This window comes from Streptomyces sp. NPDC034086 (assembly GCF_055575515.1).
In genome coordinates, this window is sequence record NZ_JBVISM010000006.1 from 29,824 (window position 1) to 55,114 (window position 25,291).

General features: G+C 74.2%; 22 protein-coding genes. 10 read left to right on the plus strand and 12 right to left on the minus strand.

The annotated features are described in order from the left end of the window. Positions 1-133: 133 nt before the first annotated feature. Both ACZ514_RS16585 and ACZ514_RS16590 read left to right on the plus strand, forming a co-directional pair. Entirely contained in the window at positions 134-328 is a 195-nt protein-coding gene (locus tag ACZ514_RS16585) for a hypothetical protein (RefSeq protein WP_125605336.1), read from the plus strand. Positions 329-531: 203 nt separating this feature from the next. After that, a complete protein-coding gene (locus tag ACZ514_RS16590) occupies positions 532-2,157 on the plus strand; it encodes a hypothetical protein (protein WP_469125033.1) in 1,626 nt (541 codons plus the stop codon). A gap of 37 nt (positions 2,158-2,194) precedes the next feature. On the opposite strand, the gene ACZ514_RS16595 is transcribed toward ACZ514_RS16590, so the two are convergent. Beyond that, positions 2,195-3,697 (minus strand): SCO1417 family PLP biosynthesis transcription factor, encoded by a 1,503-nt coding sequence (locus ACZ514_RS16595; RefSeq protein ID WP_468168769.1) that lies wholly within the window; start codon positions 3,695-3,697, stop codon positions 2,195-2,197. Positions 3,698-3,869: 172 nt separating this feature from the next. Between ACZ514_RS16595 and ACZ514_RS16600 the strand changes: the two genes are divergently transcribed. The 3 genes from ACZ514_RS16600 (at position 3,870) to ACZ514_RS16610 (ending at position 6,814) form a co-directional block, all read left to right on the plus strand. Continuing rightward, positions 3,870-4,640 carry a glycerophosphodiester phosphodiesterase family protein gene (locus tag ACZ514_RS16600; protein ID WP_468168772.1) on the plus strand — a complete coding sequence of 257 codons (771 nt, stop codon included), beginning with the start codon at positions 3,870-3,872 and terminating at the stop codon, positions 4,638-4,640. Between the two features lie 67 nt (positions 4,641-4,707). Continuing rightward, entirely contained in the window at positions 4,708-6,093 is a 1,386-nt protein-coding gene (locus ACZ514_RS16605; protein WP_468699986.1) for an MFS transporter, read from the plus strand. 346 nt (positions 6,094-6,439) lie between these two features. After that, a complete protein-coding gene (locus ACZ514_RS16610; protein WP_007262928.1) occupies positions 6,440-6,814 on the plus strand; it encodes an RNA polymerase-binding protein RbpA in 375 nt (124 codons plus the stop codon). A gap of 106 nt (positions 6,815-6,920) precedes the next feature. On the opposite strand, the gene fxsA is transcribed toward ACZ514_RS16610, so the two are convergent. The 4 genes from fxsA to ACZ514_RS16630 form a co-directional block, all read right to left on the minus strand. Next, complete coding sequence (gene fxsA, locus ACZ514_RS16615) at positions 6,921-7,532, minus strand: FxsA family membrane protein (protein WP_468699984.1); 612 nt, start codon at positions 7,530-7,532, stop codon at positions 6,921-6,923. Between the two features lie 85 nt (positions 7,533-7,617). Continuing rightward, positions 7,618-8,385, minus strand: a complete 768-nt coding sequence (locus tag ACZ514_RS16620) for a polyprenol monophosphomannose synthase (protein ID WP_469125034.1) — start codon at positions 8,383-8,385, stop codon at positions 7,618-7,620. Between the two features lie 325 nt (positions 8,386-8,710). Further along, a complete protein-coding gene (locus ACZ514_RS16625; RefSeq protein WP_468168785.1) occupies positions 8,711-10,354 on the minus strand; it encodes an amidohydrolase in 1,644 nt (547 codons plus the stop codon). 136 nt (positions 10,355-10,490) lie between these two features. Continuing rightward, complete coding sequence (locus ACZ514_RS16630; RefSeq protein ID WP_164721043.1) at positions 10,491-10,931, minus strand: Lrp/AsnC family transcriptional regulator; 441 nt, start codon at positions 10,929-10,931, stop codon at positions 10,491-10,493. A 217-nt stretch (positions 10,932-11,148) separates the two neighbouring features. Here ACZ514_RS16630 and ACZ514_RS16635 point away from each other — a divergent pair, with 217 nt between their 5' ends. Then, positions 11,149-11,598 carry a hypothetical protein gene (locus ACZ514_RS16635; RefSeq protein WP_468168788.1) on the plus strand — a complete coding sequence of 150 codons (450 nt, stop codon included), beginning with the start codon at positions 11,149-11,151 and terminating at the stop codon, positions 11,596-11,598. Positions 11,599-11,623: 25 nt separating this feature from the next. Here the strand turns inward: ACZ514_RS16635 and ACZ514_RS16640 are convergent, their stop codons facing one another. Further along, on the minus strand, positions 11,624-12,715 hold the full coding sequence (locus ACZ514_RS16640) for a phosphotransferase family protein (protein WP_469125035.1): 1,092 nt from the start codon (positions 12,713-12,715) through the stop codon (positions 11,624-11,626). A gap of 26 nt (positions 12,716-12,741) precedes the next feature. After that, complete coding sequence (locus ACZ514_RS16645; protein WP_468168794.1) at positions 12,742-13,875, minus strand: Rv3169 family protein; 1,134 nt, start codon at positions 13,873-13,875, stop codon at positions 12,742-12,744. A 233-nt stretch (positions 13,876-14,108) separates the two neighbouring features. Here ACZ514_RS16645 and ACZ514_RS16650 point away from each other — a divergent pair, with 233 nt between their 5' ends. Continuing rightward, positions 14,109-14,372, plus strand: coding sequence for a hypothetical protein (locus ACZ514_RS16650; protein WP_468168797.1), 264 nt, complete (start codon positions 14,109-14,111; stop codon positions 14,370-14,372). 20 nt (positions 14,373-14,392) lie between these two features. Here ACZ514_RS16650 and ACZ514_RS16655 read toward each other — a convergent pair whose 3' ends face one another. From ACZ514_RS16655 to ACZ514_RS16675, 5 genes are all read right to left on the minus strand, one after another. Further along, positions 14,393-16,891 (minus strand): DUF6185 family protein, encoded by a 2,499-nt coding sequence (locus ACZ514_RS16655; protein ID WP_469125036.1) that lies wholly within the window; start codon positions 16,889-16,891, stop codon positions 14,393-14,395. A 99-nt stretch (positions 16,892-16,990) separates the two neighbouring features. Further along, positions 16,991-18,163: an acyl-CoA dehydrogenase family protein gene (locus ACZ514_RS16660; RefSeq protein ID WP_468168803.1), complete on the minus strand. Its 1,173-nt coding sequence runs from the start codon at positions 18,161-18,163 to the stop codon at positions 16,991-16,993. 306 nt (positions 18,164-18,469) lie between these two features. Then, positions 18,470-18,622 (minus strand): SCO1431 family membrane protein, encoded by a 153-nt coding sequence (locus ACZ514_RS16665; RefSeq protein ID WP_468168806.1) that lies wholly within the window; start codon positions 18,620-18,622, stop codon positions 18,470-18,472. Between the two features lie 138 nt (positions 18,623-18,760). Then, a complete protein-coding gene (locus ACZ514_RS16670) occupies positions 18,761-19,225 on the minus strand; it encodes an SPW repeat protein (RefSeq protein WP_468168809.1) in 465 nt (154 codons plus the stop codon). 98 nt (positions 19,226-19,323) lie between these two features. Beyond that, entirely contained in the window at positions 19,324-20,757 is a 1,434-nt protein-coding gene (locus tag ACZ514_RS16675; protein WP_469125037.1) for a peptidase C39 family protein, read from the minus strand. 111 nt (positions 20,758-20,868) lie between these two features. Here ACZ514_RS16675 and ACZ514_RS16680 point away from each other — a divergent pair, with 111 nt between their 5' ends. From ACZ514_RS16680 to ACZ514_RS16690, 3 genes are all read left to right on the plus strand, one after another. Next, on the plus strand, positions 20,869-21,504 hold the full coding sequence (locus ACZ514_RS16680) for a uridine kinase family protein (protein ID WP_468168815.1): 636 nt from the start codon (positions 20,869-20,871) through the stop codon (positions 21,502-21,504). Positions 21,505-21,870: 366 nt separating this feature from the next. After that, positions 21,871-23,784: an AAA family ATPase gene (locus ACZ514_RS16685; protein WP_468699966.1), complete on the plus strand. Its 1,914-nt coding sequence runs from the start codon at positions 21,871-21,873 to the stop codon at positions 23,782-23,784. A 130-nt stretch (positions 23,785-23,914) separates the two neighbouring features. Then, entirely contained in the window at positions 23,915-25,288 is a 1,374-nt protein-coding gene (locus ACZ514_RS16690; RefSeq protein ID WP_468168822.1) for an FAD-dependent oxidoreductase, read from the plus strand. Positions 25,289-25,291: the final 3 nt, after the last annotated feature.

Below are 25,291 nucleotides of genomic sequence, written 5' to 3' on the forward strand. Positions count from 1 at the left end.
CCGGTCAAGTGAAAAAAGCCGGGATTCACCCGTATGCAGCTTTTATCGCATTGATACTTCCTGTGAGCCTGGAACAACTGATGGTGACCGTACCCACCCACCAGGAGCCCCCGACTCGTCAGGAGAACGTCCCATGGTCCTGTCCATCTCAGGTGTCGTCCTGCTCGGCATCATCTGCTTCCTGTTCTTCAAGAAGGACGGGATGAAGCTGACGCACGCGTTCGTCTGCGGGCTCTTCGGCTTCTTCCTCGCCGGCTCCGCCATCGCACCGAGCATCACGGCCAGTACGGCCAGCCTCGCGAGCCTGCTCGGCGGGATCAAGCTGTAGGGGCCGTCCGGCGGATCGCGGCCGGGCCCCGCCGGGGTTCCGGCCCCGCCCGGCTCCGGCTCCGCCCGGGCTCCGGCCCCGCCCGGGGCTCCCTCCACGACCAGGCCCCGGGGGCCCCTGCCCCCGGTCGCGCCCGGTCCGGCAGCGCCCGGACCGGGCCCCGACACCCCAGTCCCGCACCACCACGACTCCAGGAGACGACCGTGGCCCGGCGCCCACTCCCCCGCATCCTCAGCAGCGGCAGCGCGTCGCTCACCCGGGGCCGCGACCTCGCCCGCACGGCTGCCGAGAGCGCCACGGACGTGTTCCACCCGCTGATCGTCATCGGACGCGGCCTGCGGGTCCTGGCCTCCGCCGGGCGGCGCAGATGGGCCTCGACCCCCAAGGACAAGCGCGGTCCGGGGCTCTTCCTCGGGGCCGCCTGCGTGCTCGTGGTGGCGATCGTCCCCTACGGTCCCCTCGGCGCCCTGATCACCGTCATGGCCGTCGCGGCCTGGCACGGACGCGACCGCGCCCCGGCCGCGTCCGGGCCGGGTGACGCCGAGGCCGAGCGGCTGCGCTCGCTGTACGAGGCGCTCGTGCCGTACTTCGCCGCGCCGGAGGACCCCAGCCCGCTCTTCGCCCACGGCGGGGCCTGGGAGGAGGCCTTCAGCGACTACGAGTTCGACGCGTCGGGCCGGGTCACCCGGCTCGCCATCCGCTACCCGGCCTACTTCACCGACGGCGAACCCGCCTCACGGGCCCGTATCGAGGCCCTGCTGCACGCCAAGTCCGGGCGCGGCCGGGAGTACCGCTTCGACTGGGACGAGGAGGGCAACCAGCTCGAGCTGCGGGTGCTGGCGGCCCTGCCCACCGGCATCGCCGCCCAGCCGTTCGTGACCGCGCCCGGCGAGACCGTCCTCGGCTTCACCGACCCCGGGGGCGTCCAGCGCACCGTGCCGGTCCTGGAGGGGGAGGAGCCTGCCGACGTGCCGCCCGTCATCTGGCGGACCGGCCCCCGCTCCGCCGAGCCGCACCTGCTGGCCGTGGGCCAGCCCGGGAGCGGCACCTCCACCCTGCTGCGGTCGATCGCCCTCCAGGCCCTGCGCCAGGGCGGCGACGTGATGATCGTCGAGGGGGGCGGCAGCGGGGAGTACGCCTGCCTGGCCGGCCGCTCCGGCGTCCTCGCCGTCGAGTGCGGCCCGGCGGGGGCGGAGGCATCCGTCGAGTGGGCGGCGCACGAGACGGAACGGCGGCTGATCGTCACGCACCGGGCCCGCGAGGCGGGCCGCCCCGCGCCCGAGGACGCGCGGCGCCCGCTGTGGATCCTGCTGGACCGGCCCAGCGTGCTCGCGCACCTGGCGGCCGCCGAAGGGCGCCCCGATCCCCTCGCCCAGCTCCAGGTGCCGTTGCGGCACGGGCGTGCCGCGCACGTCACGGTGGTCGTCGCCGAGCACTTCGACCACCTGGAGCTGCTCAACGACGCCGTCTGGCAGCACACCCGCGCCCGGGTCGTGCTCGGAGCGGCCCCCGTCCAGCAGGTCGCCGACGTCCTCGGGCTCCCCCCGCACACCACGCCGCCCCCGCAGCTGCCGCCGGGGCGGGGGTACGCGCGGCTCGGTACGGGGCCCGTGCACCGCCTCCAGGTGCCGGCGACGCCGGACCCCTACGACGACGCCTCGCACCCCGCCCACCGCCAGGCGGTGCTGGAGCTGCTGCCGGAGCGGCAGGCGACGGCCCAGGGCGGCGAGGGTCCGGCGGTCCCCGCCCGGCCGCTCCGGGCGGTCCGGCCGCAGCCGTCCTCGGCCGACGCCTCGGAGGCCCCCGAGGTCCCGGCGGAGGCGCCGTAGGGAGCGGGCCGGGCGCGGCCCCGACGACGGACGGGGCCTACGCGACGAAGGTGCGCGGGGGTTCCGCCCCGCTGCCGCCAGCCCCCGTGCCGACCAGACGGGCCGCCGCCGCCAGGCGGGCGGCGGCCTCCTCGGCCAGCGGCCCGCCGACCGTGAACGGCAGCCGGACGTACCCCTCGAAGGCCCCGTCCACGCCGAACCGGGGGCCCGAGGGAACGCGGACGCCGACCCGCTCCCCCACCTCCGCCAGCCGCGACCCGGACAGCCCGCCGGCCCGGGCCCACAGCGTGAGTCCGCCGCTCGGCACCTCGAACTCCCAGTCGGGCAGTTCCCGGCGCACCGCCGCGACGAGCGCGTCCCGGTTCTCCCGGGCCTGGTCGCGGCGCATCCCGACGGCCTCCGCCCAGCCGCCGGTGCGCATCAGCCAGTTCACCGCGAGCTGCTCCAGGACCGGCGTGCCGAGGTCCGCGTACGCCCGCGCCGCGACCAGGCTGCGGATGATGTCGGGAGCCGCCCGGACCCAGCCGATCCGCATCCCCGCCCAGAAGGCCTTGCTGGCGGAGCCCACGGTGATCACCGTGGAGCCCGCCGGATCGAAGGAGCAGACCGGGCGGGGCATGACGAGGTCCGCGTCCAGCTGGAGTTCGGCCATGGTCTCGTCGGCGATCAGCACGGTCCCGGCGGAGCGCGCCGCCTCGACCATGGCCCGGCGCTTGTCCTCCGACGCCAGGGCCCCGGTCGGGTTGTGGAAGTCGGCGACGACGTAGGCCAGGCGGGGCGCCGAATCGCGCAGCACCTGCCGCCAGACGTCCATGTCCCAGCCGCCGAGGCGCGCTCCCATGGCCACGGGGACCAGGCGGGCCTCGGCGGCGCGCATGAGCTGGAGGATGTTGGCGTAGGAGGGGGATTCCACGGCGATCCGCTCGCCCCGGCCCGCGAAGAGGCTGCAGATGGCGTCGATGGCGCCCATCGCCCCGGTCGTCACCATGATCTGCTCGGGCATGGTGGGGATGCCCCGCTCGGTGTAGCGGTCGGCGAGCATCCGGCGCAGCGCGGGCAGGCCCGCCGGGTAGTCCCCGTGGGTGTGGGCGTAGGGCGGGAGTTCCTCCAGGGCGCCCTGGACCGCCTTGGTCAGCCAGGGCTCGGGGGCCGGGAGGGCGGCGCAGCCGAGGTCGATCATCGAGCCGAGGGACTCGGGGGGCAGCGGTTCCAGGCCGCGGGCCGGCAGCGGGTTCCCGGCCGGTACGGCGGTCCAGCTGCCCGCGCCCCGGCGCGATTCCAGGAAGCCCTCGCCGCGCAGCGCCTCGTACGCGGCGGCGACGGTGGTGCGGCTGAGCGAGAGGGCCACGGCCAACTCGCGTTCCGCGGGGAGCCGGGCGGCGACGGGGACGCGGCCTTCGAGGACGAGCAGCCGGATGCCGTCGGCCAGGGTGCGGTACGCGGGCGGTTTGCGGGCTCCGGGGAGCGCGGGCCGTTCCTGCTGGGAGGCGATGAGCCGGGCGAGCTGCGCGGCACCGACCGCTGAGGTCCACTGGGCCATGGTGTCCGGTCCACCTTCGTCGCATTGGCCCCGGGACAGCGCTTCCGGGGCCCCTATTGGATTGGTCGTGGGGCTCCAGAGTGTCATGGGGCGGTCCGCTCCGGCCAGACGGGTGGCACCCCGCGCGGGGGCGGCACCGGGCGGCGCCCCACGCGGCGGGCATACTGCCGCCGTGACTCACGTACGCCTCCGGCACCCCTACCTGGACCACCCGGCTCCCATCCCCTTCGCCCACCGGGGCGGGGCCGCGGACGGGCTGGAGAACACCGCCGCCGCCTTCCGCAGGGCCGCCGGCGCGGGCTACCGGTACTTCGAGACCGATGTGCACGCCACGGCGGACGGGAAGCTGGTGGCGTTCCACGACTCCACCCTGGACCGCGTCACCGGCTCGCGGGGCCGGATCCGGGAGCTGACCTGGAGCCGGGTGCGCGAGGCCCGGGTGGCGGGCAGCGAGCCGCTGGCCCTCTTCGAGGACCTCCTGGAGGAGTTCCCGGAGGCCCGCTGGAACGTGGATGTCAAGGACGAGTCGGCCCTGTACCCGCTGGTGAACCTGATCGCCCGGGCCCGCGTCTGGGACCGGGTGTGCGTGGGCTCCTTCTCGGAGAGCCGGGTGGCCCGGGCCCAGCGGATCGCCGGGCCCCGGCTGGCGACCTCGTACGGCGTGCGCGGGGTGGTAGGGCTGCGGCTGCGCTCCTTCGCGATCCCGGCGGCCCTGCGCGCGGGCGCGGTGGCGGCTCAGGTGCCGGAGACCCAGGGGGGCGTCCGGGTGGTGGACCGGCGCTTCGTACGGACCGCCCACGAGCGGGGCCTCCAGGTGCACGTGTGGACCGTGAACGAACCGGAACGCATGGAGGCTCTCCTCGACCTGGGTGTCGATGGCATCATGACCGACCGGATCGACATCTTGCGCACGGTGCTGGACCGGCGCGGGGCCTGGGCCTGACACCCCCCGGCCGCCGCGCGCGGTGCCGGGACCGTGCGGTACGGGGACCAGCGAGGGGGGCTCTCGGATGAGCGCGCAGACGACGGACGGGGCGCAGCCCGGGGCCGAGGACGGCAGACCGTCCGCCGCGGCGGCCGCCGCGCGCAAGCGAGAACAGCGCGGCTGGTACTTCTACGACTTCGCGGTATCCGTGTACTCGGCGAGCGTGCTCACGGTGTTCCTGGGCCCGTACCTGACCTCGGTGGCCAAGGCCGCCGCGGACGCCGGGGGGTACGTGTACCCGCTGGGCGTCCCGGTGCGCGCCGGCTCCTTCTTCGCCTACTCGGTCTCGGCCTCGGTGATCCTCGCCGTGCTGCTCATGCCGCTGGCGGGGGCGGTCGCCGACCGGACCGGACGCAAGAAGCCGCTGCTGGCCGTGGCCGCGTACACCGGGGCCGCGGCGACGGCGGCCATGTTCTTCCTCGGCGGTGAGCGCTACCTGCTGGGCGGGGTGCTGCTGATCGTCGCGAACGCCTCGCTGTCGGTGTCGATGGTGCTGTACAACGCCTACCTGCCGCAGATCTCCACCCCGGACGAGCGGGACGCCGTCTCCTCGCGGGGCTGGGCCTTCGGCTACACGGCGGGCTCGCTGATGCTGGTGGTGGACCTCGTCCTCTACCTGGGCCACGATTCCTTCGGCCTCTCCGAGGGCGAGGCCGTACGGATCTGCCTGGCCTCGGCGGGCCTGTGGTGGGGGGCCTTCGCTCTGATCCCGCTGCGGCGGCTGCGGGACCGGGCGGTGGTCCGGGAGGGGACGGACCGGGTCCCGGCCGTGAGCGGCTGGAAGCAGCTGGTGGCCACGTTCAAGGACATGCGGCGCTACCCGCTCACCCTGTCGTTCCTGCTCGCGTACCTGATCTACAACGACGGCGTGCAGACGGTGATCTCCCAGGCGTCCGTCTACGGCTCCGAGGAGCTGGAGCTGGAGCAGTCCACGCTGATCGGCGCGGTGCTGCTGGTGCAGGTGCTGGCGGTGGCGGGCGCGCTCGCGATGGGCCGGCTGGCGCGGGTGTACGGGGCGAAGCGGACGATCCTCGGCTCGCTGGCCGCGTGGGCGCTGACGCTGGCGGCCGGGTACTTCCTGCCGGCCAGGACGCCGATGTGGTTCTACGCGCTCGCCGCGATGATCGGGCTGGTGCTGGGCGGCAGCCAGGCGCTGTCGCGCTCGCTCTTCTCCCACCTGGTGCCGGCGGGCAAGGAGGCCGAGTACTTCTCGGCGTACGAGATGAGCGACCGGGGGCTGAGCTGGGTCGGGCCGCTGGTCTTCGGTCTGACGTACCAGCTCACGGGCAGCTACCGGGACGCGATCATCTCGTTGGTGGTCTTCTTCGCACTGGGTTTCGTGCTGCTGGCGCGGGTGCCGGTGCGGCGCGCGGTGGAGGCGGCGGGGAATCCTGTTCCCGTACGCCTCTGAAGCGAGGGCCGGGGCCCGGACGGGCCCCGGTCCGGCCCGTCCGCCGCCCGCCGGAGACCCGGACTCACGAACGAATTCCGAACGAATTTCGACGTTGCGGCAAAGGGCCGGTAGTGTACGCCTTTGGCCTGCCAGGCGGAGCGTTACTGCGCGCATAAGAAGTGTAGACGTTGGGTGACATCTGCTGCCAGATGTGACAAAACGGGCACTGGTGGGTACAACAAGGGGCGGCACGACGGGCGACGCGTGACCCGGAGCGGGAATCTATACCGCCGACCGGACGTTGACCGGATGACGACGACAGCGACACCTGTCCTGTGGGCGACAAGCCCGGGAGGCACGATTCATGAGTGAGCGAGCTCTCCGCGGTACGCGGCTCGTGGTTACCAGCTACGAGACGGACCGCGGCATCGATCTGGCCCCGCGCCAGGCGGTGGAGTACGCATGCCAGAACGGACATCGATTTGAGATGCCGTTCTCGGTTGAGGCAGAGATTCCGCCGGAGTGGGAGTGCAAGGCGTGCGGCGCCATGGCACTCCTGGTGGACGGGGACGGGCCCGAAGAGAAGAAGGGCAAGCCCGCGCGAACGCACTGGGACATGCTCATGGAGCGGCGCACCCGCGAGGAGCTGGAGGAGGTGCTGGCCGAGAGGCTGGCCGTCCTGCGCTCCGGCGCCATGAACATTGCCGTGCATCCGCGCGACAGCCGCAAGTCCGCCTGAGAGCGGACGCAGCACGACAGCCGAGGGGCCCCGCCACATCAGTGGCGGGGCCCCTCGGCGTCGTCCTCGTCCGGTTCTCGTCCGGTTCCTTCCCGGCGCCGCGTGGCTACGGCGCCAGCGGCGGCCGGTAGTCCGGGTCCGGGCCCGGCTGCCGGCCGGGCGGGTCCTCCCGGACGACCTCGCCCTGGACGACCTTGCCGTCGGGGCGGTGGATCCGGGCCCGGGTGAAGGCCTCACCGAAGCCGCCCGCGGCGGCCGCGGCCATCCTCCGCTCCAGCGTGCGCTCGGCACGGCGCCCGGCGAAGGCCCGTACCGGCGGCAGCAGCAGGAGCAGGCCGGCCGCGTCGGAGAGCAGGCCGGGCATGATCAGCAGCAGCCCGGCCAGCATCGTCATCGCGTTGCCCGAGCCCTTCCGGGGCGGCGGGGCGGAGGGCGTCCCGCCCGCCATCGCCTGCTCCTGGGCCTGCTGGAAGCTGCGGGTCAGGTTCTTGAAGGCGCGGCGGCCGGCCCGCTTGATGACCACCACGCCCAGCACGAGGCCGCCCGCGAGCACCGCGGCGACGGCGAGACCGCCGGCCTCCCGGGCGACGAGGCCGAGCAGCCAGATCTCCAGGATGAGCCAGGCGGCGACCGCCAGGGGGATGAGGGTACGGGCGGGCGAGCGCCGCCGGGGGGCCGTCGAAGTGCCGGTCCTCAGTGAACCAGTGCCGGTCGTCATACCCTCCAGTGTGCCCGGAGCGGCGTAAAAGCGGTCTCAGCCGGAGGTACCGGGCCTCCCCTAGGGGTCGGCCCGGGGGGCCGGGTCAGGCGCGGCGCCTGCCGCCCAGCTTGGCGGCGCGCTCCTTCAGGCCCCACTGGGTGACCCGGAGCAGGGCCTCGACGACGATGTCCTTGCTCATCTTGCTGTCGCCGAGTTCGCGCTCGACGAAGGTGATGGGCACCTCCACGACCCGGAAGCCCTTGCGGACGGCCCGGCGGGCCAGGTCCACCTGGAAGCAGTAGCCCGCGGAGGCGACCTCGTCCAGGCCGAGCCCTTCCAAGGTCTCGCGGCGGAAGGCGCGGTAGCCGCCGGTGACGTCACGGATCGGGACGTCCAGCATCAGCCGGGAGTACGTGGACCCGCCGCGGGAGAGGACCTCGCGGCTCTTGGGCCAGTTGACGACCCGGCCGCCGGGCACCCAGCGGGATCCGAGCACGAGGTCGGCGCCGCCGAGCGCGGTGAGCAGCCGGGGCAGCTCCTCCGGCTGGTGGGAGCCGTCGGCGTCCATCTCCACGAGCACGCCGTACCCCCGCTCCAGGCCCCAGGCGAAGCCCGCCAGGTAGGCGGCGCCGAGGCCTTCCTTGCCCTTGCGGTGCAGGACGTGGACGTGGTCGTCGGCGGCCGCCAGCTCGTCGGCGAGCTTGCCGGTGCCGTCGGGGCTGTTGTCGTCCGCGACCAGGATGTGGGCCTCGGGGACGGCGGCGCGGACGCGGCCGGTGATCAGGCCGATGTTCTCGGCCTCGTTGTACGTCGGAATGATCACCAGAGTGGTGCCGAGGGGCCCGTAGGTCCGCTGTCCGCCGTCGCTCACTGGGTCCCCTTGTGTGTTCTTCGTACATCCCGTCACAGCAGGACGATTTTAGAACAGCCGGCGACCGGGACCGGCGGCCCTTCGGGCCGGCCCGGCTCCCGCTGGCCGCGGGCCGCCGTGACCGTTGTCTACTGGGCCGCCGGGCCCGGTCCGGGGCCACCCTCCCCCGGCTGTCGCCGGGGGCGCCCCCGCCGGTGAAACCTTCCCTCGCCCACCGGGCGCGGGCGCGCGGGGCGGACGGAGCGGTCCGGCGGGGACGTCCTGTGGTGGACCGGGCCGAACCTATCCGGGCCGGGCCGCCGGTACCGCACCGAGGCGGGGTGGATCACCCCTGTGGCCGTACGAATACCTCCCGGCCGCCGACCACCGTCGACAGGCACACCGGAAGGGCGCCGCCCGGGCTCAGGTCGGGCAGGCCGGGCGTGCCGGAGCGGGGGTCGGTGGACCAGCGGGCGACCCGGTCGTCGGGGGCCTGGACCACCAGCTCACCGGTCTGCCAGACGGCGTAGTCGGCCGGGGCGCCGGGCACGAGGGTGCCGGCGTCGTCGCGGCCCAGCGCCCGCCAGCCGCCCCGGGTGTGGGCGGCGAAGGCGGCCCGTACGGAGATCCGGTGCTGGGGTGTGCGGTGGAAGGCGGCGGCGCGGACCGTGCCCCAGGGGTCGAGCGGGGTCACGGGCGCGTCCGAGCCGAAGGCCAGCGGGACACCGGCCTTGAGCAGGGCGGCGAAGGGGTTGAGGGTGCGCGCGCGGTCGGCGCCGAGCCGGTCGGCGTACATGCCGTCCTCCCCGCCCCACGCCGCGTCGAAGGCGGGCTGCACGGAGGCGGTGAGACCGAGCTCGGCGAAGGCGGCGATGGTGTCCGGGGTCATCATCTCGGCGTGCTCGACGCGGTGGCGGGCGGCCCGGATCCGGGCCAGGCCGACCTTCTCGGCGGCCGCGCGCACGCCCTCGACCACGGCGGCCACGGCGGCGTCCCCGATGGCGTGGAACCCGGCCTGGAGCCCCGCCACCGTGCAGGCCGCCACGTGCTCGGCGACCTCGGCGGCGTCGAGGTAGCCCGTGCCGGTGTGCGGGGCGTCGGCGTACGGCGCGTGCAGGCAGGCGGTGTGCGAGCCGAGGGCGCCGTCCACGAAGAGGTCGCCGGCGGCGCCGACCGCGCCGAGTTCCTTCGCCAGGGCGAGGTCGCGGTCGGCCCAGTAGCCGTGGACGCGCGGGCCGGGGTGCCCGGCGGCCAGCTCCAGCAGCCCGGTGAAGTCCTCGGCGGAGGAGATGTCCGGCCCGCCGCACTCGTGCACGGAGCCGATGCCGAGGGAGGCCGCCCGGTCCAGGGCCGCGCGCTGCGCCTCGGCGCGCTGGGCGGGACCGAGCGCGCCGAGCGCGGCCCGGCGCACGGCGTGGTGGTCGTCCTTGGTCAGCGGCTCGTCGCCGTGCGGGTGCACCTGGGGGACGAGGTCCAGCAGGGCGGTGGTCACCACGGCCGAGTGCACGTCGATCCGGCTCAGGTACAGGGGCCGGCCCCCGGCGGCCTCGTCGAGCTCGGCGCGGCGCGGCGCGCGGCGTTCGGGCCATCGGGCGGCGTCCCAGCCGTGGCCGAGGAGCACCCTGTCGGCGGGCCGCCGTTCGGCGTACGCCCGTACGAGGCCGAGGGCCTCGGGGAGGGAGCGGGCCCCGGTGAGGTCGAGGCCGGTGAGGGCGAGGCCGGTGGAGGTGGTGTGGACGTGGGCGTCGGTGAACGCGGGGGTGACGAGCGCCCCGCCGAGGTCGACGACCTCGTCCACGCCCTGCGCGAAGGCGTCGGCGGCGCCCTCGGAACCGACCCAGGCGACGCGGCCGCGTTCGACGACCATCGCGGTGGCGAAGGGGTCGGCGGGGCTGTGCACCTCGCCTCCGCGCAGGAGGACGGTGCGGGTGGTCGCGGCGGTGGGGGCGTGGGCTCCGGCGGCGTCGGCGGAGGAGGTGCGGTCGGTCATGGGGACCAGTCTCGCCCCTCCGCCCGCCGCGGATTTCCCCGGGTGGGGGCGGGCGGCCGCGGCCGTGCCGGGGCCCCGGGCGGGACGGCGACCCCGCGCGCCGGGGCGGCGCGCCCCGAGATCCGCCGGAGGCCTCCTAGACGCGGGGCGGACGGGCCTCGTAGGGGGTGGAGAGGACCACTGTGGTGCGGGTGGAGACGTGGGCCAGCGCCCGCAGCCGGCCGAGGAGGTCCTCCAGTTCGAGGGGGCTGGCCACGCGCACCTTGAGGATGTAGTTCTCGTCGCCCGCCACGCTGTGGCAGGCCTCGATCTCGGGTACGCCCGCCAGCCGGTCGGCGATGTCGTCGGGGGCGCTCGGGTCGAAGGGCTTGACCGAGATGAAGGCCGTCAGGGGCAGCCCGACCGCCTCGGGGTCCACGACGGCCGCGTACCCGCGGATGACGCCGCGCTGCTCCAGCCTGCGTACTCGCTGGTGGACCGCCGACGTGGACAGGCCCGTGGCCTTGCCCAGGTCCGTGTAGCTCATCCGCCCGTCCCGCACGAGCAGATCCACGATCTGGCGGTCCAGCTCCTCCATTGCGCTCATAGCCGCACAACCTATTGCCCCGAGCCGCTCCAGGCACAGCGGTGTCCACGCAGAAGTGGCACCTGCGGCGGGCATGTGACCAAAGCCACAGGCATGTACGGGCGTACATCCCGCTCTGGTGGTTACTCGTGCCGCGCGACGGGAAGTGCTTGGTGTGGCCGTGGCCGAAGTACCTGCCCGCCCGGCCCACCCAAGGGGGAATACATCCATGCAGAACACCAAGCGCGCCGGCCGTACCGAACCGGAGCCCCTGGAATCCGTCGGAACCGGTTACGCGGACGACGGGGAGTACCTCGAACCCGGCGACGCCGAGGACTTCGACGTCCACCACGCGGTCTGCCCCGACTGCGGGCAGTCGATCGCCCTCGTCGCCGACGAGGAGCACCTTCCGCAGCACGCGCTGTGCCTGACCCCGTGGAACCCGTTCGGTCTCACGGTGTGCGCCGGCACCGGCCGCCCGGTCGCGGACGCGCTGCCGACGCTGGGGGCGCTCCTGCCGGAGCAGCAGGAGCTGGAGGCCGTCGTGCACCTCGACCTGCCGCAGGGGCTGGACTGGCGCACGCAGCCGTTCTCGCACGTCGGCGGGCCGGGCTCGCGTCCCGTGCGGCCGGAGGCGGCCCCGCTGCCCAGCAAGAGCCAGCACGCGCAGGCCGCCTGAGCGGGCTCAGCGCCCGCCGTCGCGCCTACCAGTAGGTGCCCTGCACCATGTCGGCCAGGCCGGCGTGGTGCAGGATCAGGCCGTCGGGGTCGGCGGGGACCTCCACCTCGCCGAAGTGCGCCTGCCGGTAGGCGATGCGGAGCATGACGATCCCGTGCCGCAGGGCCGCGTACAGGGTGTGGAACTCCATGTGCGCGGGGGTGTGGCCGGTGAGTTGCGCGTAGCGGCGTTCCAGGTCCTCGCGGCGCAGGAAGTCCGGCAGGCCGGGCTGGCCGAAGCCCTCGGTCAGGTCCTGGAAGAAGCGGTGCAGGTAGACGGTCCAGCCGAGGTCGACCTCGCGCGGGGCGTAGGCGGCCATCTCCCAGTCGAGGACGGCCACCGGCCGGAACCCGTCGTAGACGATGTTGCCGATGCGGGCGTCCCCCCAGTTGAGGACCGGTTCGCCCTCGTCGGCCGGCCAGAGCTCCTCCAGCCGGTCGAAGGCCCGCTCCAGCAGCGGTGAGCGCGCCAGGCCGGACACCACCCACTCGTAGTAGGCGCGCTGCGCGTCGACGTGACGGCGCAGCGGGCTGCCCTCGCCCGCCGGGAGCAGGAACGCGGCCTCCTCGGCGGGGAACCGGTCGTGCAGCCGGGCGAGGAGGGAGACGGTCGCCTCCTGGAGTCCGGCGCGCTCGGCGTCGGTGGCGGAGTGCAGCCAGTTGCCCTCGTAGGTGTAGGGCATGACGTCGGGCGGTACGCGGCCCTCGGCGCGGGCCATCACGAAGAAGGGCGCCCCCAGCGGCACCGGGTCCTCCTCCAGCCACAGCACGCGCGGGACGGGCAGGTCGGTGTGCTCGGCGACCAGGCTCATCACCCGGTGCTGGCGCGGCATGTCGTAGGCGGGGAAGACGGTGTAGGCGGCCGGGTCGGCGGCCAGCCGCAGGGCGCAGGCGCGTACGGGGGCGTCGGGGTGTTCGATGTCGAAGAGCAGGGTCTCGCTGGACATGCCGTTGGAGGCGGGGACCGAGGTGTTGACGACCTTCGCGCCCGGGAGGCGGCCGTCGAGCCAGGCCGCGAGGCGGCGGCCGAGTTCCTCGGGCTCGCGGGTGGAGGTGCGCGGGCGGGGTGCCGTGGCCATGGGCGGCGCTTCCTCTCTGGAGGTGGTCAGGGCGCGACGGAGGAGTGGTCGGCGAAGCCGCTGGGGTCGTGCCGTCCGAAGCTGCCGTGTTCGAAGATGCCGAAGCCGGTCCGGCCGTCCAGGGTGAAGCGGGCCGAGTGGTCGGTGACGCCGAAGGCGGCCATGGGGTGCGCGGCCATGTCGGAGAGGTCGTACGCGCGGCGGTCGGTCCAGCCCCGGCCCTGCCAGGTGCCGTGCTGCCAGTCGGTGGCGGGCGGGTAGCCGGCGCCGATGGCGAGCGGGGAGGAGTTGAGGATCCGCACGCCGAGCTCGAGGGGTTTGCGGGACGGCTCGGTGAGGTGGACGACGGCGCTCTCGGGGTGGCGGCTGCCGGGCCGGTAGCGGATCTCGGTCTGCGGCCAGCCGAGCTGGACGTCGTGGCGGCCGCTGTCCTCGGGGAAGACCTGGACGGCCTCGTTGAGGGTGCGGTGGCCGTCGGCGTCCTCCTGCGCGATGACCATCAGGAAGCGGTCCTCGAAGCGGACGGGGATCCAGAGCCAGTGGAAGCCCTCGGGACGGTGTTCCTCCGCGGCGCGGCCGCCGTCCTCGCCGGGTATCGGACGTACGCCCCAGCTGCGGTCGCGGGTGCCGGTCCACTCCCCCGGCGTGACGGTGAACTCCTCGCCCCGGGCCCGGACGGTGCCGGTGACGCCGCCCGCCTGGACGAAGCGGCGGCCTTCGAGCATGAGCCGGTCGCCGCGGCGCTGGACGTGGTGGGGCTCCCAGACGGCGGGGAACTCCGCGGTCCAGGTGACGTCGCAGGACAGCCCGTGCGGGTCCGCCGGGTCGGGGTCGCAACGCAGGGTGAGCCGCTTGAGCGGTACGTCGACGGTGATCGACAGGGGTCCCACCGAGAGGTTCATCCGGTCGTCGGTGAGGGCGTCGGAGGCGCGGACGGCGAGGAGTTCACCGCCCAGGCGCAGGGTGGCGTAGGCGTCGATGACCCCGGCGTTGGGATACACGCCGAGGCCGAGGACGAGGACGGCGCGGCCGGCGTGGTCGAAGACGTGGAAGATGCAGCGGTCGTAGGCGTTGCGGTCCCCGCTGACGTGGTGCTTCATCGACAACGGGGCCTGGTGGACGGGGTATTCGTCCAGGGCGACGGGACGGTCCGCGGGCACGGCAAACCTCCTGGAGCGCGGGCGGGCAGGGCCGCTGAGCGGATATGACGGTACGTCAGATCGCCCGCTGCCGACCAGTGCCGCGGCACGCCCGGACGGCCCGGCACTCCCGGCCACGGCGCCGGGCGGGGCGGCGGCACGGGGCGCACGCCCCCGCGCGCGTGGGACGGCTCGAACGGATGGGCGCGGGCGGGGAGGGGTTACCCGTGCGTCGGATCCGGCGTTGGCGGTGCATGACCACCCTCGAAACGCCGTCGGCGAGGGTGGGGCGCAGGCGGCGCCCCACCCCGCCGGGGTACGAAGAATCGGTTCAGCAGGCGGTTCCGGAGCCGGGCCGCCAGCACGGCCGGCCGCGCCAGCCGGACCCGCCGATCTACGGCGACCTGCTGGCCCGCTGGGCCGCCGACGGCCGCACGCTGCCGGGCCGGCGCGACCCGGAGTGGTCCCGGATCGCCACCTCCCCGATCTGGCCGAGCGGCCCGCTGTACGAATCCTGAGCGGACGCGTGCCGGCCGGCTCACCGGGAGGGGGGTGACAGCGGTCCCCCTTCGCGCAGGGTCTTCCAGATCGTGACGACCGCCACGAGCTGTGCCAGGCAGAACGCCAGCGAGGCGAAGCGCATCTGGTAGACGTACGCGACGAGGCCGGCGCTGGTGGGCCAGTAGCGCCGCTCGCTCTGGAAGGTCTGCACGTCCATGACCAGGCCGGTGAACGTCATGACCGAGGCGAAGGAGGCCATGGCCGGGGTCGTCCCCTGCATGCTCTGACCGATGGTCTGGGCGATCACCTGGTGGGCCGCGACCGGAACGGCGAAGGCCGCGGCGACACCGAACGCCTTGCTCGGCCCGTGCCGTCCGGGGAGGTCGCGCCACAGGGCCCCGAGGAAGAACCCTCCGGCCACCCAGGTGGACTGCCAGAACAGGACCTCCGCGATGATGTGGAAGAAGCCGCTGCCGGACTGAGTGATCACGAGCCACGATTCGTTGCGGATCATCTCCGTCCAGTACATCAGGGCGGTGGCGGGCAGGCCGACCCAGCACGCGACGAGTGCGCCCCGGCAGGCGTTGCCCCACCACGTGGGCATGGGCCCGCAGGCGAAGGGCAGGTCCACCGGCCGCACCCCTTCCGGCAGACACCGGTCCAACGCGTCGATCTCGTGCTCGATCGACTCCTGCGTCGGGGTGCGTTCGGCGGACTGGCCGGCGCCCGCGCGCTGCAGCCGCGCCTGGAGCTGCCGGAAGCGTCGCGCCAGGCGCAGCAGGTCGGAGCGGTCGGTCCTCGATACGGTCCTCCCGAGCGGGATGTTGTCCGCCGAGGGCTGCTCCAGCACGGACCTGGCCTGTCCCAGAGCGAGCAGCCCCCAGACCGCGGCGAGGCTGATGACCAGGACGACGATGTCGCCCGAGAAACCGTAGTACCAGGCGTAGCTGGGTACCGCGGTGAGCACGAACAGGACCACCAGCAGGAATTTCTCGGCCCGGTCGGGCGTGAACGAGTCTTCCTCGCGGTGTTCGGAACGGCAGACCCGGAGCGCCCCCACCAGGACCAGCGGTGTCAGATAGGAAGCCAGCTGCGTCAGAGAGGAGAGGGCCTCGTTGGGGAACCACCACCACCACTCGTCGTAGGCGGTGTCCCATTGCTGTCCGTACGTCTGCCAGCCGGGGTCGGCGAGCCAGGTGCGGTGTTCCCAGGCCCGCTCGAAGGCGACGAAGGCCCACAGGACGGCCGAGACCGCCACCACGAAGGAGACCGAAGCCATGAGCCGGCGCGGCAGCCCTCCCTCGCCGATGAGCAGGAGCCTCTGTCCCGACGAGAGCAGCCCGAGCACGCACACGAAGACGACCGCCAGCAGGACCAGCGGCACGATCCAGGAGCCGGGCGGCTGGATCGCGGTGTCGCTGCTGGTCAACAGGGTGGACTCGGACCGTTCGACATAGACGTGAGCTGCCGCCAGACAGGCGGTGAAGGCGCACGCCCCGGTGAGGAAGGCTTTCCCCACCCTGCCGAGGAAGCAGAGGGCGAGCCCGAGCGCCAGCAGGGTGAAGAGCCAGACACCCGACTCGTAATACCGCGCCCAGCCCATCTGCCCGCTGATGAAGCGGAAGGCGTTGTCACCCAGGTAGACCACGAGGCCGCACAGCGCCTGCAGGAGCGCCCAGGTCTTCATCAGCCGGAGCGACTGCTCCTCCTTCGGCGCCAGGGCGTCGCCCAGACCGCGCCGGAGCCTCCTGGCACAGAGCAGCAGCAGCGCACTCGCCTCCAGGGGCCAGAAGGCACCCGAAGCGCTGTCGAGGCCGAAGGTCTCCCAGAACTCGCCCTCGGTCCAGGTGATGGCCAGCCACTGCTGTGCCGGGGGCGGACGGAACGCCACCTGCAAGGTCCGCTCGCCTTCCAGGTTCCGCCACTTCAGTTCGGTGCCCTTCTCCCCGAAGGCCGGCGCCGGGGTGACCGACATGGCACCGGGGCCGCCGAGCCGGACCCGCACCTCCTCCCAGGTGGCCCCGGCCAGAGCCGGCGGCGGCCGCAGGGCGATGGTCCACTCGTTCCTTCGGGCGTCGAGCTGCCAGGGCCCCACGGGGTAGGGGCCGAGCTGCTGAACCCAGGCGACGGCCTCGTAGTGGACGGTGGTCCAGGTGCCGTCGGCCGTCACGGTCAGCGGTTTGAGCCGCCACTCGGTGACGTCGTAGGTGCTCTTCTGCGTGACCTTGCCCAGCAGGCAGCGCAGGGCGGAGCGGTAACGCGGTGAACGGGCGTCCAGGAGCAGGTCGGGGGCGTGCTCCCAGCCCGTCGGAACCCGGATCTCCATCACGCTGGTGAGAAGGGTGTCGTCACGGCCGCGGTGGGCGAACTCCGCCGACGCGGTGACCTCGGCCCCGCGCAGTTGGTCCGCCCGGCAGAAGTCCACCGCCCCGGCGGCCCGGGCCCGCCCTGCTCCGCCCTGCACCGCGAGGAGGGCGAGGAGGGCGAGGAGCAGCATGTACGGCAGGGACGGTCCGGAGCGCGTGGGACGGATCACCGCCCATGATCTTCTCCGCCCGGCCCGGGCGGCTCCCGGCGACACGGCAGAACCCGAGCGGGTTCACCCGGGCGGCCGAGAGCCGTCACGCGTCCGGCGTCAGCGGGTCTCCGGGCCGGCCAGGTGGCGGGCGATGACCATGCGCTGGATCTGGTTGGTGCCCTCCACGATCTGGAGCACCTTCGCCTCGCGCATCAGCCGCTCCACCGGGAAGTCCGCGGTGTAGCCGTAGCCGCCGAGGATCTGCACCGCGTCCGTGGTGACGGCCATGGCCGCGTCCGTGCAGAAGAGCTTGGCCATCGCCGCCTGCCGGGAGAAGGGCTTGCCCGCGTCCCGCAGCCGCGCCGCCGCGAGGTACAGCGCCCGGCCCGCCTCGATCTTCGTGGCCATGTCGGCCAGCATGAACCGCAGCCCCTGGAAGTCCGCGATGGGGTGGCCGAACTGCCTGCGGCCGAGCGCGTAGGCGAGGGCCTCGTCCAGCGCGGCCTGGGCCACGCCGATGGCGCAGGCGGCGATCCCGAGCCGGCCGGCGTCCAGGGCGGCGAGGGCGATGGTGAAGCCCTGGCCCTCCTCGCCGATCCTCCGGGCGTCGGGCACGCGGACCCCGTCGAAGTGCAGCTGGGCGGTGGGCGAACCCTTCATGCCCATCTTCTTCTCGGGGACGGCCGCCGTGAGGCCGGGGGCGTCGCCGGGCACGAGGAAGGCCGTGATGCCCTTGGCGCCGGGGGCCCCGGTGCGCGCGAGGACGGTGTAGAAGTCGGCGACACCGCCGTGGGTGATCCAGGCCTTGGTGCCGGTGATCACCCAGTCGTCGCCGTCGCGGACCGCCTTGGTGGTGAGCGAGGCGGCGTCCGAGCCGGCGGCCGGCTCGGAGAGGCAGTACGCCCCGAGCAGCCCGCCGCCGAGCATGTCGGGCAGGTGGGCGGCCTTCTGCTCCTTGGTGCCGTATCCGGCGAGGCCGTGGCAGGCCAGGGAGTGCACGCTGACGCCGAGGCCGACGGTCAGGCGGGCGGCCGCCAGTTCCTCCAGCACCTGGAGGTAGACCTCGTAGGGCTGGTCACCGCCGCCGAACTCGCCGCCGTACGGGAGTCCGAGCAGACCGGACTCGGACAGCAGGGTGAAGACCTCGCGGGGGAACCGACCGGTCTCCTCCTCGTCGGCGGCGTGCGGGCGGATCTCCCGCTGGGCGATCTCTCGTACGAGCGCGAGGAGGTCCCGGGACTCCTCGGTGGGCAGCTGACGGTCCACCGGCTGCGGGGCGCGGTCTGTCATGGCGGCGCTCTCCTCCCTCGTCGGGCACGGCGGCGACGCGTGAGGTGTGGGACGCGCCGCCGGGTCTCGGTGCTCTCACAGCCGATGCTGCCCTCCCGGATCGCGGAAGGGCTCGAACAGCGGCTGCGGCGGCTTGAGTATGCCCGATCAGGCGCTTTACGTCACCGGTGCGGAATCGTCATGATCACCCGGTGCGCTCGGGGGTTCCTCGGGAGGGGCTGGAGGAGTGGGACAGGCGGGGACGAACCCCCCGATCGCGCCCCGTGCCGCCTCGGCGGGGCCGGCGCGGTGGCGGGGGCGCGGCGGTTACAGCAGGCCGAGCTGCGTCACGAACATGGCCAGGACCACGACCAGGGTCCAGCCGAGCACGTGCTCCAGCCAGGCGGAGTCTTCCTTGGGGCCGCCGGTGCCGACGAGGCGGCGGGCGTGAGCGGTGAGGGCTGCGGTGTGTGCGGTCATGCCGTCCAATGTGCCAGCCTTCACGGCTTTCGCGGTATATGACGACGGTCACTGGTGGCACCGGTCACGCCGCCGGGCCCCGGCGGCCTCCGGAGTGCGGAGGCGCTGCCGGGGCCCGGCGGCGGGACGCTGTTCCCGCTAGGGCGTCGTACGGGTGGTACGGGCCGTGTGCGCCGCGTTCCCCGTGCGCTGGCGACCGCCCATGGCGACCATGGCCAGGCCGAGGCACAGGGCGACCGCGCCGGTGATGACGTTGCTGACGACACTGCGGGTCGTGTCCATCTCACCGGCCATGACCCAGGGGGCCACGATGGTCCAGGCGCCGATCGCGACCGCCGTCCAGGCCATCGCGTGGGTGCGCTCGTACGCCGTCCCCAGCCCGCCCATGCACAGGCAGAAGGCCAGACCGGCGATCAGGTTGTTGATGGCCAGCGGGCCCAGCACGCTGAACCCGGCGATCCATGGCGAAGCCGCCAGGTACAGGCCCGTGATCAGGGCCAGTGCCTCCACGGCCTGCGCGGCGGGAGTGCTGGTCACCCGCTCGAACCGAGTCCGCATCTCGGCAAGGTCCGGGTGGTGTTCGATGCTCGAATGGGTGGTCATGGTGGGCTGCCTCCTAGAGAAGCCTTACATGACCTTTATGCCCGCATTTCGCCCATTCAGCCATCCGAACCAACGGGGCTTTCCCGGAGCCCGCCCCCTCACAGCACCCCGACCTCCCGCAGGGCCCTGACCTGGTCCGCGCCCGGCCGGGCCGGGGCGTAGAGGTAGCAGACGCCGCCGCTGCCCGAGACGGTCTTCCCCGCGGCGTTGCGGCGCTTGGTGCGCAGCCACACGTTCTCCCACTCCCGGCGCTCGTAGACCCGGCGCACCGACGCGTTGTCCGCCGAGTTCGGGTCGTTGGCGATGACGTCCCCGGCCGCGGTGAAGCCGATCACCGCCATCAGGTGCCCCGCCGTGCCGTAGCCGGCCCCGGTGAGCTCGTGCGCGAGGAAGGACTGGGAGGTGATGACCGGGATCCCGGCCCGGACCAGGGTCTCCAGCTCGGCCAGGGAGGCCAGCCGGGTCACCACGCCGGCCATGTCGCGGTAGGTGGCCGCGTAGGCGGCGTTGAAGGGCCAGTTCCCGCAGCCCTTGTACGCGGCGTCGTACGTCGAGCGGGCCGCGTGGCAGACCTGGGGGTCGGCGTACCCGGGGCGCACCCAGCCCAGGGCGGCCGCGCTCGGCTTGCGGCCCCAGTACTCGATGACCATCTGGGAGGAGGTGGGGCTGCACCAGGCCTCGCCGCCGTTGTCGTACTCGGGGTACTGGCCGGCGTGGACCTCCTGCGAGTAGCGCGGCACCTTCAGCTCGTGCGCCCGCCCCGAGGGGGCGGTGGCCGGGACGGTGAACCGGTCCGGGACGGCGGAGGCCATCGCCCCGGCCAGCCAGACCCTCGGGCCCCGGGCGGCGCCGGGCTTGCGGTGGAGGGTGAGGCGCAGCTGCCAGCCGGTGATGCGCAGGCCGGCGGCCGCGGCCGGGGCGTCCACGGCCAGGGTGTCGGTCCAGACGGTGGTCCGGCCGTCGGTCTGGCCGTCGACGGAGGTGCGCCGGATGTCGCCGTCCCCGGCGGCCCAGCGGCCCATCACGTACCAGGGGCCCCGGGTGCCGTCGCCGTAGGAGGGGCGCAGCTCGGTCTGGACCCAGGTGCCGGCCGGGGTGCGGGCGTTCCAGGAGGCGACGGCCTCGGTGGCCGGGACGGTGGAGCGGTGCACGGGCGAGGTCCAGGTGGCGTACTCCCAGGTGGACGTGCGGCCCGTGTGCGGGTCGGTGTACTCGGTGCGGCCGGCCCGGGCCGCGATCTCCAGGCCCGGACGGGCACCGGCGACGGCGGTGGTGCCGCGGTGCGTGCCGGCCCGCCAGTGGGCGTGGGCGTACCAGAACCGGTTGTCGACCGTACGGGCCGCGGCCGCCGTGCCGGTCGGACCGGAGGCGTCCGTCGGACCGGAGGCGTCCGTCGGATCGGGAGCGCCCGTCGGCTGCGAGGTGCCCGTCGGGGCGGAGGCCGCCGAGGCGCGGCCCGCGGGGACGGTGGCCGCGGTGGCGGCGGCGAGGGCGACGGCCAGCAGGGCCCTGCGTGGCGTGGATGCGGTCATCGGCGTGTTCCCCCAGGGGGTCGGCTGGTGGTGCGGCTGCTCCACCCTTCCAGTTCCCGGCCGCACGACCGCGAAGCCCGGGCCCCGTGTCGCCCCCCTTACCCTGGCCGGGTGGAGCCTCAGCAGTCACTCGAGTCACTCGCGCGGGAGATCGCCGCCCTGCCGCCCTCCCTCGGTCCCGTCCGGCTGGTCGGCATCGACGGGCACGCCGGCTCGGGCAAGAGCACCTTCGCCGAGCGGCTCGCGACGGCCCTGGGAGGCGCGCCGGTGCTGCACCTGGACGACGTGGCCACCCACGAGGAGCCGTTCGGCTGGACGGAACGGCTGCGGGCGCAGGTGCTGGAGCCGCTCGCCGCCGGACGGGCCGCGCACTGGGCGGCGTACGACTGGGTGGAGCGCCGCTTCGGGCCGGAGCGGGTGCTGCGGCCGGCGCCCGTGCTGCTCGTCGAGGGCGTCGGGGCGGGCCGGCGGGCGCTGCGGCCCCGTCTGGCGCGGCTGCTGTGGATGGAGACCCCGCGCGCAGAGTCCTGGGGCCGCGGACGGAACCGGGACGGGCGCGAACTGTCCGGCTTCTGGGACGGATGGGAGCGCGCGGAACTCGCGCACTTCTCGGACGACCCTTCACGCCCCTTCGCCGACACCTTGGTACGCCAGAGCGGTACGGGATACGAGTGGACTTCCGGGGCTTCTGCGACCCCGGGAACCGCCCGTTCGGTCACCGAGCGTCACGGACTCCCCCAGGGCTGAGCGGGCCCGGTCCGACGGCCGCGCGGGGCTTGCCCGACCCGCTTGACCCGGGCCCGGCAACCGCCGTACGTTCTGAATGCGCGGTCTGCGAAGGCCGCTGCGGACGCGAAGCCCCCGGTTGTTCCCCCGTGATCGGGGGCTTCGCCCTGTCCCGGACCGGTGCCGCACGCGCCGCTCCGCCCACCACTCCTCACCCTGAGTCACCCCGCGCCTCCCGGGCACGTCCACGACCGGTGCCCACCGCACCCTGGGTAAGGTGCGTCACCGCAGGTACGATGCAGCCCTGATTTCATCGGCGGGGTCGGCAACTCGCGTGCGCGGCGCGGAGTTCGGCGCGCACCACGGGGCATGCTTGTGGGGGATGTGATGGACTTCGGCATGCCGGGCAGCGCACACGCTCCGGCCGAACTCGCCTGGCTGCGCGGGGTCGACGCCTGCACGATGGGCGCCTACCCGCAGGCCGAGGAGGAGTTCCGCACGGCCGTCGGGCTGGATCCCACCATGGCCGACGCCTGGCTGGGACTGCACGCGCTGCGGGTGGACACCACCAACGCCTTATTGCGGATGTACGCCCACCGGGACCGCTTCGGCGAGCAGCGCACCCGGCACCGGCGGACCCTCAACTCCTGGTACTGGCTGGGCTGGTGGGTGCAGCCGGTGCTGGAGAGCCGGCGGGACCTGCTGCTGGCCCACGCCTCGCACTGGCTGGACGGCCGCCACGTGCCCGAGCTGGACCAGGCCCTCGCCGCACTGCCGCCGGTGGACACCGACCCCCAGGTACGGTTCCTGCACGCCTGCCGCGCCTACCTGGTCAAGGACTGGGAGCAGCTCGTACGGCACACCGAGCCGCTGGTGCTCGACCCGCTCCTCGGGATCGAGGCGGGGCTCTTCGGCGGGATGGCCCGGGTCCGGCTCGAGATGTACGGGCAGGCGGAGCCCCTGCTGTCGGCCGCGCTGATGCGGTGCCGCAGCGAGCAGCCCCAGCGCAAGGAGCTGCGGTACTGGCTGGCGAGGGCCCGCGAGGGCACCGGGCGCAGCGCGGCGGCGCTGCCGCTGTACCGGGCGGTGCACCGGGTGGACCCGGCGTTCATGGACACCGCGGCGCGGCTGACGGCCATCGAGGACAGCACCGACCCCGACGACATGGCGGGAATGGCCGACGCCTTCGGGTACGGCGGCTACGGCGGCCATCTGAGCGAGGGCTCGGCCGGGCACTACGCGGCGGTCGCGCTGGGCGGCGGGGGCGGCGGCGGTGGGGGGCCGGTCCAGGACATCGCGCCGGACGGGCAGGCGGAGGCCGGTCCCCCGACGCCCGGGGAGCCGCCGGGGACGGGCCGGCCGGAGGGCGTACGGCACCGGCTGCCGGTGCCCCCGCAGGGCGCCCCGCCCGGCGTCCCCGCCGGACCCGCCGATCCGGCCCTGCTCGCCGAGGCCCTGGCGGAACTGGAGCGGATGGTGGGCCTGGAGCCGGTGAAGCGGCAGGTGAAGGCGCTCTCGGCGCAGCTGCACATGGCCGGGCTGCGGGCCGCCCAGGGACTTCCGGTGCAGCCGCCGAAGCGGCACTTCGTCTTCTCGGGGCCCTCGGGCACCGGCAAGACCACGGTGGCCAGGATCCTGGGGCGGGTCTTCTACGCGCTCGGGCTGCTGGGCGGGGACCACCTGGTGGAGGCGCAACGGGCCGACCTGGTCGGGGAGTTCCTCGGGCAGACCGCCGTCAAGGCGAACGAGCTGATCGACTCCGCGATCGGCGGGGTGCTGTTCGTGGACGAGGCGTACAGCCTGTCCAACTCGGGTTACAGCAAGGGTGACGCGTACGGCGACGAGGCCCTCCAGGTGCTGCTGAAGCGGGCCGAGGACAACCGGGACCACCTGGTGGTGATCCTGGCGGGCTACCCGGCGGGGATGGACCGGCTGCTGGCCGCCAATCCGGGCCTGTCCTCGCGGTTCACGACCCGCGTGGACTTCCCGAGCTACCGGCCGGCGGAACTGACCGCGATCGGCGGGGTGCTCGCGGAGGCGAACGGCGACTGCTGGGACGAGGAGGCGCGGGAGGAGCTGCGCAGCATCAGCGGACACGTGGTGGAGCAGGGCTGGATCGACGAGCTCGGCAACGGCCGGTTCCTGCGGACCCTGTACGAGAAGAGCTGCGCGTACCGGGACCTGCGGCTGGCCGGTTTCGCCGGGGAGCCGTCGCGCGAGGACCTGGCGACGCTGCGCCTGCCGGACCTGATGCAGGCCTACGGCGAGGTCCTCTCGGGCCGGGGCCCGAGCCCGTCCTGACGCGCCGGACCGCGCGGCACCCCGGCCCCGCTCCGGCCGGACCGGTGCGGCCGGGGAGGGGAACCCGGTCCCGTCGAAGATCATCGAGAGGGTAGGCTCGACCCGCAACACGGCGCGAAGGAGAGCCTCGATGGCGCGGGTTGCAGTGATCGGCGGCGGTATCAGCGGGCTGGGAACGGCGCTCATGCTCGGGCGGCGGGGCCACCCGGTCACCTTGTTCGAACAGGACTCCCGGGAGGCCGGAGAGGACCTCGACCGGGACTTCTTCCACTGGCGCAGGCCCCGGGTCCCGCAAGCCGTCCAGCCGCACTCGTTCCTCGCCCCCGTGCGCACCGTCCTGCGCACGGAGACACCCGACGTGTACGCGGACCTGCTGGCACGCGGCGCCCGGGAGTACCACGAGTTCGACTGGTTCGGCGAGCATCCGCCGCACCGGGCCGGCGACGAGGAGCTGGTGACCCTGCGCACCCGCCGCATCGTGCTGGAGGCCGCCCTGGCCGCCGCCGTGCGCCGGGAGTGCGCGGTCGACGTGCGGCGGGGCGCCCGGGTGAGCGGCCTCGTCTTCGACGAGGGCCGTCCTCCGCGGGTCACCGGCGTGCGGGTGGGCGACCGGACGCACCCGGCGGACCTCGTGGTCGACGCCTCGGGCCGGCGCTCGCCGGTTCCGGCGTGGCTCGTCGCGGCCGGGTGCCGCCCGCCGGTGGTCGACAGCCACCGCACCGGGCTGGCCTATCTGTGCCGCTGGTACGAGCTGCGGGCCGACGGACCCCGCCACCCCGGCAGGGTGAGGACCGGCTCCGCCTCACCGTTCGCGCTGGCCGGTGTCTTTCCCTCCGACAACGACACCTTCGCGGTGCACCTCGTCGTCTCGACGGGTGATCCCACCCGTGGCGCGCTCACCGACCCCGCCGTGTTCGAGGCCGCCGCCCGCCGCTTCCCCGCGGCGGCGGCCTGGCTCGGCCTGGACCCCGAGCCACGGTCTCCCGTCCTGGCGATGGCCGGCCTGGACAACCGCTGGACCTCCCTGGCCGATGACGCCGGACCCGTGGTCGCCGGGCTGGTCAACGCCGGGGACAGCCTGATCCACACCAACCCGACCCTCGGGCACGGCGCCGCCCTCGGTCTGCGCGCCGCCCGGCACCTCGCCGCCCACGCGGACGGGATCGCCGCGGACCCGGCCGGCTACCACGCCTGGACGGCGGAGGCCCTGCGCCCGTGGTTCGACGCCCAGGTCACGGCCGACCGGGGCAACGAGCGGCGCCTCGCCGAGAGTGCGCCGCTCACGGACCGGCGGGCCGCGGCCGTGGGCGCCTGCGCCTTCGACGACCCCGTGGTCATGCGGGCCCGGGCCCAGGTGCGCCACCTCCTGCGGCCCGCCGCCGAGGCCTACGCCACCGAGGAGGTGGACCGGCACGTCACGGCCTGGCTGGCCGCCCGCCCGGAGTTCTCCCCGGCGTACGACGGCCCGGGCCGGGACGAGTGGGAGGCGCTCATCCCGGCCTGAGGC